This is a genomic window from Saccharomonospora halophila 8 (assembly GCF_000383775.1).
GTDB classification, from domain to species: Bacteria; Actinomycetota; Actinomycetes; order Mycobacteriales; family Pseudonocardiaceae; genus Saccharomonospora; species Saccharomonospora halophila.
Genome location: NZ_KB912506.1, coordinates 68,598 through 75,790, shown reverse-complemented (window position 1 = coordinate 75,790; position 7,193 = coordinate 68,598). Strand labels below are relative to the sequence as shown.

Annotated in this window: 7 protein-coding genes; 4 read left to right on the top strand and 3 right to left on the bottom strand. The window is 71.4% G+C overall.

What is annotated here, in order from left to right; translation table 11 throughout:
- Both SACHA_RS26015 and SACHA_RS0106370 read left to right on the top strand, forming a co-directional pair.
- Positions 1–186 (top strand): hypothetical protein (locus SACHA_RS26015; RefSeq protein ID WP_028662943.1); only part of this gene is annotated, 186 nt, incomplete at its 5' end.
- A gap of 808 nt (positions 187–994) precedes the next feature.
- A complete protein-coding gene (locus SACHA_RS0106370; protein WP_019808094.1) occupies positions 995–1,879 on the top strand; it encodes an SDR family NAD(P)-dependent oxidoreductase in 885 nt (294 codons plus the stop codon).
- A gap of 106 nt (positions 1,880–1,985) precedes the next feature.
- Here SACHA_RS0106370 and SACHA_RS0106365 read toward each other — a convergent pair whose 3' ends face one another.
- Positions 1,986–3,818: an AMP-dependent synthetase/ligase gene (locus SACHA_RS0106365; RefSeq protein ID WP_019808092.1), complete on the bottom strand. Its 1,833-nt coding sequence runs from the start codon at positions 3,816–3,818 to the stop codon at positions 1,986–1,988.
- 175 nt (positions 3,819–3,993) lie between these two features.
- Between SACHA_RS0106365 and SACHA_RS0106360 the strand changes: the two genes are divergently transcribed.
- Positions 3,994–4,650 (top strand): HhH-GDP family DNA glycosylase, encoded by a 657-nt coding sequence (locus SACHA_RS0106360; RefSeq protein WP_019808091.1) that lies wholly within the window; start codon positions 3,994–3,996, stop codon positions 4,648–4,650.
- A gap of 57 nt (positions 4,651–4,707) precedes the next feature.
- Complete coding sequence (locus SACHA_RS0106355; RefSeq protein WP_019808090.1) at positions 4,708–5,886, top strand: acyl-CoA dehydrogenase family protein; 1,179 nt, start codon at positions 4,708–4,710, stop codon at positions 5,884–5,886.
- Between the two features lie 176 nt (positions 5,887–6,062).
- Here the strand turns inward: SACHA_RS0106355 and SACHA_RS0106350 are convergent, their stop codons facing one another.
- Positions 6,063–6,884 (bottom strand): ABC transporter ATP-binding protein, encoded by an 822-nt coding sequence (locus tag SACHA_RS0106350; RefSeq protein ID WP_019808089.1) that lies wholly within the window; start codon positions 6,882–6,884, stop codon positions 6,063–6,065.
- A 55-nt stretch (positions 6,885–6,939) separates the two neighbouring features.
- A partial coding sequence (locus SACHA_RS20630; RefSeq protein ID WP_039738136.1) for an iron chelate uptake ABC transporter family permease subunit occupies positions 6,940–7,193 on the bottom strand: 254 nt, incomplete at its 5' end.

Below are 7,193 nucleotides of genomic sequence, written 5' to 3'. Positions count from 1 at the left end.
GCCGGTGTCGCCGTGCGGGAGCGGCCCGCCCCGGGCGGACTCCCCGGTCACGACGCCCGTGCCCACCACGTCCGAAGCGTGGTCGCGGGCTCGCCCGCGGTGCGGACCCGGCGGCACTCGCTCGTCCTCCCGCGTGTGTCGGTGTCCGGAGACGTGTGGTCCGGACGATATCCGTCCACCGGGTGAACCACCGGACCGGACGCCATGATCCCACCTCCGGGAAAGCTTTCCGCCGGTGTCCCACCCGGAGGAGCGACCCCGGTCCTGGGGGCCACCGGGCAGCGAGACCACGGTCCGTCCTGACGTCTGGTCTGGGCGAGGGATATCTTCGTGCGTGCCGGAACACCCGGGGCGTACCGGTCACGGACCGTGTCTCCCCCGGGTGTGGGTTCGCGAGCGGGATCGTGGGAGGTGTGCCGTGGCGGGGCGGGACTTCTGATCGCCGGGGATCGTGCGGTCATCGTTCACACAGTCGTCGGTGCTCGTCGGGGCGCCCGACCGGGAAGGAGGTGAGTGTCGGTGTCCGGTCGTGACTTCTGACCGTCGGTGAATACCTTGTCGCGGGCGGGTTCACGCCGTGCCGGTACGGCACTATCAGGTGGTCCCGCCGCCCGGGGATGTCGCGGCCGCCGCACGTGTCGTGGTGCGCAGCGCCGCCGTGTGTGCTCCGCACCGTGCCGCCGTGTGTGCTCCGCACCGTGCCGCCGTGTGTGCTCCGCACCGTGCCGCACCGTGCCGCTCCGAGCTGTACCGCCGCGAGCCGCGCTGCTCCGAGCCGTCCCGAGCCGTCCCGAGCCGTGCCGTCCCGGACCGACCGTCCGGCCTGTTCGGCCGCGAGGTACGTCCGGCCGATCAGTACTCACTCGTTCGGCGCAGGGTGGCGGCCGTTCGTCGCGAGCCGGTACGCACCGTGCGTATCGTGCCCGACACTGGAGCTAGCCGGCTACACCGACGTGACGAGTGGGCGGCAGCCCGCGGTGGGGAGACGACAGGGATGGACGGACAACTCGGCGGCAGGGCCGTGGTGGTGACCGGGGCCGGGCGTGGCCTGGGGGAGGCGTTCGCCACGCACGCGGCCAGGGCGGGTGCGGCGGTCGTGGTCAACGACGTCGACGCCGGACTGGCCGAGCGCACGGCGGCGAACATCACGGTGCACGGCGGCACGGCGGTCGCCAGTGGACACAGTGTGGCCGATCCCGCGCAGGCGCGGGCGATCGTGGAGCTGTGCGTGTCCGAGTTCGGCGCGGTCGACGGTCTGGTGAACAACGCGGGGGTCAACTACGAGGCTCTGCCGTGGGCCGACGACGCCGCCCGGGTGCGCGAGCTGGTCGAGACGAACGTGCTCGGCGTCCTCTACGTGGGCATGGCCGCGGCCGAGCAAATGGTCGAGCGGGAGCGGGGCGGCTCGATCGTCAACATCGCCTCCGGGGCGCTGCTGGGGCAGCGCAAGCTGGGTGCGTACGCGGCGAGCAAGGGGGCGGTCGCCTCGTTGACCTACTCGTGGGCACTGGACATGGAGGAGGTCGGTGTCCGGGTCAACGCCGTGTGCCCGCTGGCCCACACCCGCATGGTGTGGAAGTCGGAACGCAGTCTGCGCAACTGTCCACCCGAACGGACGCCCTCCCGCGTCGCCCCGTTGGTGACCTACCTGCTCGCCGACGCCTCCGCGGGAATCACGGGACAGTTGCTCCGCTGCGACGGTTCGGACCTGCACGTGCTGGCCCAACCCGCGTTCAAGGAGCCGATCCTGCGCCGTCCCGAGTGGGACTCGGACAGCGTTCGGCAGGCCTTCGACGAGGTGTTCGCCGCCCACCTGGAGCCCTACGGCCTGGAGAAGCGCGTCCCGGAGCCTCTGCGCGGATGGACCCGCTCCGCCTGACGCGGGTGTGCCGTGAAGGACCCCTTCGCTGCATGTGGTGCCGTGAAGGACCCCTTCCCCGCGTCAGATGCAGGGAAGGAGTCCTTCACGGCACGACGCCGGGTGCTCAGCTCTGGTACAGGGACTCGATCTCGGTGTCGTAGCGGTTGGTGATGACCCGGCGCTTGAGCTTCAGGGTGGGGGTCAGCTCGCCGCTGTCCGGGGACCACGCCTCGGACAGCAGGTGGTAGCGCTTGATCTGCTCGACGCGGGCGAGCCGGTCGTTGGCCGCGGCCACGGCACGGTCGATCTCCGCGCGGATCTCCGGGTGCTCGGCCAGTGCGGCCACGTCCCCGGCCTCGATGCCGCGGGACGAGGCCCACGCCGGGGCGATCTCGTCGTCCAGCACGATCAGTGCCGTGATGTAGGGCCGGTCGTCCCCGATCGCGATCGTCTGTCCGATGAGCGGGTGCTCCTTGAGCAGACCCTCGATGCGGGTGGGGGCGATGTTCTTGCCCCCCGCCGTGATGATCAGTTCCTTCTTCCGGTCGGTGACGCTGACGAACCCGTCCTCGTCGATCGTGCCGATGTCCCCGGTGGAGAACCAGCCGTGGGCATCGGTGGCGGGTTCGATCGAACCGTCCTCCTGGAGGTAGCCGGGGAACACGATCGGCCCGCGCACCAGCAGCTCGCCGTCGTCGGCCACCGCCACCTCGACGTCGGCGAGTGGACGGCCCACCGTGCCGGCCCGGAAGGCGGAGGCGGTGTTCGCGGTCACCGCACCCGTCGTCTCCGACAGGCCCCAGACCTCCTGGATCTCGATGCCGAGGCCGGCGATGAAATACAGCACCTCCGTCGGCAGGGCGGCGGCGCCGCTCGCGGCCAGGAACAGCCGGTCGAGGCCGAGCATCTGCCGGATCGGGGCGAGCACGTTCTCGTCCGTCTCGGCGATCCGCCGGGCGAGGTCGGCGGGTACCTCCTTGCCGGCGCTGCGCAGCTTGTAGCCCTCCTGGAGCAGTTCGTTGGCCGCGAGCAGTTCCTCCCGGCGCTGCTCGTCCACGCCCGCGAGCATGTTCTTCATGCCCGCGACCATCTTCTCCCACACGCGTGGCACGCCGAAGAACGAGTCCGGCCGCACCGTGCCCAGGGCTCCGACCACCCCGCCGGCGTCCGCGAGCGTGTGGACGTGGCCCGCGTGCACGATCGGCATGTAGATCGAGAGCACCCGCTCGGCGACGTGGGCGAGCGGCAGGTAGGCGATGTTCGACATGTGCATCGGCGCGTCATGTAATTGGCGAACTGCCAACGCCTCGTGAATCGTGTTGCGGTGCGACAACACCACGCCCTTGGGTGCGCCCGTGGTCCCCGAGGTGTAGATCATGCACAGCGGGTCGTCGGTCTTGATTTCGTCGGTCAGCCGCTCGAAAGCGTCCGGATTGCTCCGGTGCAGCTCGGCCCCGCGCTCGCGGACCCGCTCGGCGCTGACGAACCGTTCGTCACCGGCGGGGATCGCGTCGGCGTCCATCATGACGATGTGTTCGAGGTTCGGCAGATCGTCGAGCACCGGGCGCCAGCGCTCCAGCTCCTCCGCACCGGCGAGGACGGCGACGGGGGCCGCGCTGTGGTTGACGACGTAGCGGATCTGGTCGCTGCTCAACGTCGAGTACGCGGTACACGAGATCACCGCGAGATTCGCGGCGGCCAGGTCGGCGATGACGTGTTCGGGGCGGCTGGGCGCCATGATGATCATGCGCTGGCCCGCGCGCAGGCCCAGATCGGCCAGACCGCGGGCGAACGCGGCGATCTCCTCGCGGAGTTCGCCCCACGAGAGGGTGGGCCGGTCCGCGTCGTCCAGCGAACTCAGGGCGGGCAGATCCGCGAACTCGGCCGCGTTCCGCCGCAGCAGCTTGGCCACGGTCTGTCCCTCGACCTGGTTCGCGACGGATGGCTGGATGGTCAACGCTGTCCTCCTCGATCCGGGCGTAGATCCACACCATAGGTAATGCGGGTCACGTTGAGGAGAGGGGAGGCCGGACCGCAACACACGCGGCGGGCGTGAATCGGTTCACCGGGGATCGACGGAGCCGGGCGGCGCGGGCCGTGTCGGTCGCGGTGCGACCGGGTAGGTGACGGGTATGAGCGGCGACACCGAACGCACGGTCGGGCGGCTGATGGACGTGGCGGGCCGGACCTACGCCGACGAGGCCGGGATCCGGCTCACCGACAGTCCCGCGAGCCTGTACCGGTTGTTGGTGCTGTCGGTCCTGATGTCCGCCCGGATCAAGGCCGACATCGCGGTGGCGGCGGCGCGGGAACTGTACCGCGCGGGGTTCGGCACCGCCCACCGGATGCGCGAATCCTCCTGGCAGGACCGGGTGGACGCGCTGGGCCGGGGACACTACGTGCGCTACGACGAGAGCACGGCGAGCACCCTCGGCGAGGGTGCCGCGCTGATCGACGACGAGTACGGCGGCGACCTCCGCCGCATGGCCCGCCGCGCGGACGGCGACCCTGGCAGGCTGCGGCGATCGCTGTGCGAGGTGCCCGGCATCGGCGCCGTCGGCGCGGACATCTTCTGTCGGGAGGCCCAGCGGGTCTGGCCGTGGCTGCGTCCGTACCTGGACAAGAAGGCCAGGGAGGGGGCCGAGCGGATCGGGCTGCCCCGGGACGCGGCGACCCTGGCCGGGCTGGTCCCCGACGACGACCTGGCCCGGTTCTCCGCGGCCCTGGTGCGGGTGCGGCTCGACCGCACACTCGCGGACGAGGTGACGGCGAGCCCCGCACGGGCGTGAGCGCCACGATCGTCCCGCGCGGTGTGGACTTCGCGCGTCCCGCGGGTATCCGGCATCATGTCCGAGCTGCTGACCGGTGACTTCTACTCCTTCGAGGAACTGCTCGACACCGACGAGCGGGCCGTCCTGCACCGGGTGCGGGAGTTCCTCCGTTCCGAGGTGGCCCCGATCGCCAACGAGTACTGGGCCCGCGCGGAGTTCCCGACCGAGCTGGTGAAGAGCTACGCGGAGCTGGGCATCGCGGGTCGTGCCTATCCCGACGTGCGGGGCCCGAAGCCGACCAGTCTGCTGAGCGGTTTCCTCGCCCTGGAGATGGCGCACACCGACGCGTCAATGGCGACGTTCTTCGGGGTGCACAGCGGGCTCGCGATGGGCAGCATCGCCGACTGTGGGGACGCGGCGCAACGGGCGCGGTGGCTGCCCCCGATGAGCCGGATGGAACTCCTCGGGGCGTTCGCGCTGACCGAACCGGAGGGCGGTTCCGACGTCGCGGGTGGGTTGCGGACCACGGCGCACCGGTCCGGCGACGACGAGTGGGTGATCCACGGGCGCAAACGCTGGATCGGCAACGCCACCTTCGCCGATCTCCTGGTCGTCTGGGCCCGGGACGTCGACGACGGGCAGGTCAAGGGATTCGTGGTGGAGCGGGACACCCCCGGGCTCACGGCCACGAAGATCGAGAACAAGATCGCGCTCCGGTCGGTGCAGAACGCCGACGTCGTGCTGGACGGGTGCCGGGTCCCCGAGGCGAACCGGCTGCAGGGCGCGCGCTCGTTCCGGGACACGGCACGGATCCTGCGGGCCACCCGCAGCGGCGTGGCGTGGCAGGCGGTCGGCGTGATGCTGGCCGCGTACGAGATCGCCCTGCGTTACGCGGGCGAGCGGGAACAGTTCGGCAGGCCGATCGCGGCGTTCCAGCTCGTGCAGGACCTGCTGGTGCGGATCCTCGGCAATGTCACGTCGTCGTTCGGCATGGTCGTGCGCCTGGCGCAGCTGCAGGACGCGGGCACCTACCGGGACGAGCACTCGGCCCTGGCCAAGGCCCACTGCACCAGCCGGATGCGCGAGGTCGTCGGGTGGGCGCGTGAGCTGCTGGCGGGCAACGGCATCGTGCTCGACCACGACATCGGGCGGTTCGTCGCGGACGCCGAGGCGCTCTATTCGTACGAGGGGACTCGCGAGATCAACAGTCTCGTGGTCGGGCGGGCGATCACCGGACACGGGGCGTTCGTGTGATCCGGCGCCCTCCGCCTCCGGTGCCGGGGGCCGACCGGGGAATCGATGTGTTGCCGACCTCGTGGGTGACCAGGGGTTCAAGCTGTTCACCAGCATGTCCACACTCGGCGCGTTCGCGCTGCTGGTGGAGGCCCCGGCACGCCACACCCGAACTCCGGGACGCGCCGGGTGGCTGGTCAGCCGGTTCCGTCCCGAAGAGGGGCGTTCCGCAGGTGGGCACTGACCGGCACCACCATCGGGGTGCCCGCGACCGGGTCGGTCAGCACCTTGGCGTCGAGGCCGAACGTGTCCGCCAGCAGCTGCTCGGTGAGCACCTCGCCGGGTGCGCCCCGGGCCACCACCCGCCCGTCGTCCATGGCCACCAGGGTGTCCGCGTAGCGGGCGGCGAGGTTGAGGTCGTGCAGCACCATCACCACCGTGGTGCCGCGCTCGGCGTGCAGGCCATGGACGAGGTCGAGCACGTCCACCTGGTGCGCGAGGTCCAGGTAGGTGATCGGCTCGTCGAGCAGCAACAGCGCGGTGTCCTGGGCCAGGGTCATCGAGATCCACGCCCGTTGCCGCTGGCCGCCGGAGAGCTCGTCCACCACCCGGTCCGCGTGGGCGTCCATCCCGGTCAGCGCCAGCGCGTGCCCGACGGCCCGCTCGTCGTCGGCGGACCACTGCCGGTGCCAGCTCTGGTGCGGGTGCCGGCCCCGGGACACCAGATCGCCGACGGTGAGCCCCTCCGGTGCGAGCGGGGACTGCGGCAACAGCCCGACCGTCCGGGCGACGTCGCGGGTGGGGCGTTTGTCGATGCGCTTGCCGTCCAGCAGCACGGCGCCGGCACGCGGGCGCAACAGCCGTCCCAGCGCGCGCAGCAGTGTGGACTTGCCGCACCCGTTGGGGCCGATCACGACGGTGACGGAGCCGTCCTCGACGGCGAGGTCGAGCCCGTTGACGACGAGTCGTTCGCCGTAGCCGAGCCGGAGCTGGTCGGCCCGTAGTCTGGACCGCGTCACGTGCGTCCCTCCTGTCTTCCGTCGGTCCCGGAGGCATCCGGGGTCTGTGCGCCGCTCACCGTCGGCGGCTCCGGGCGAGCAGGTAGAGCAGATACGGCGCGCCGAGAATCGCCGTGAGCACCCCGACCGGGACACTCGGTGCGAGCACCCGGACGACGAGGTCGGCGCCCACGGTCAGCAGGGCGCCCAGGACCAGGGAGCCGGCGAGCGGGGGTTGGGCCGTCCGGGCCAGGCGCAGGGCGATCTGTGGGGTGGCCAGCGCCACGAACGAGATCGGACCGGCCGCGGCGGTGGCCACCGCCGCGAGGG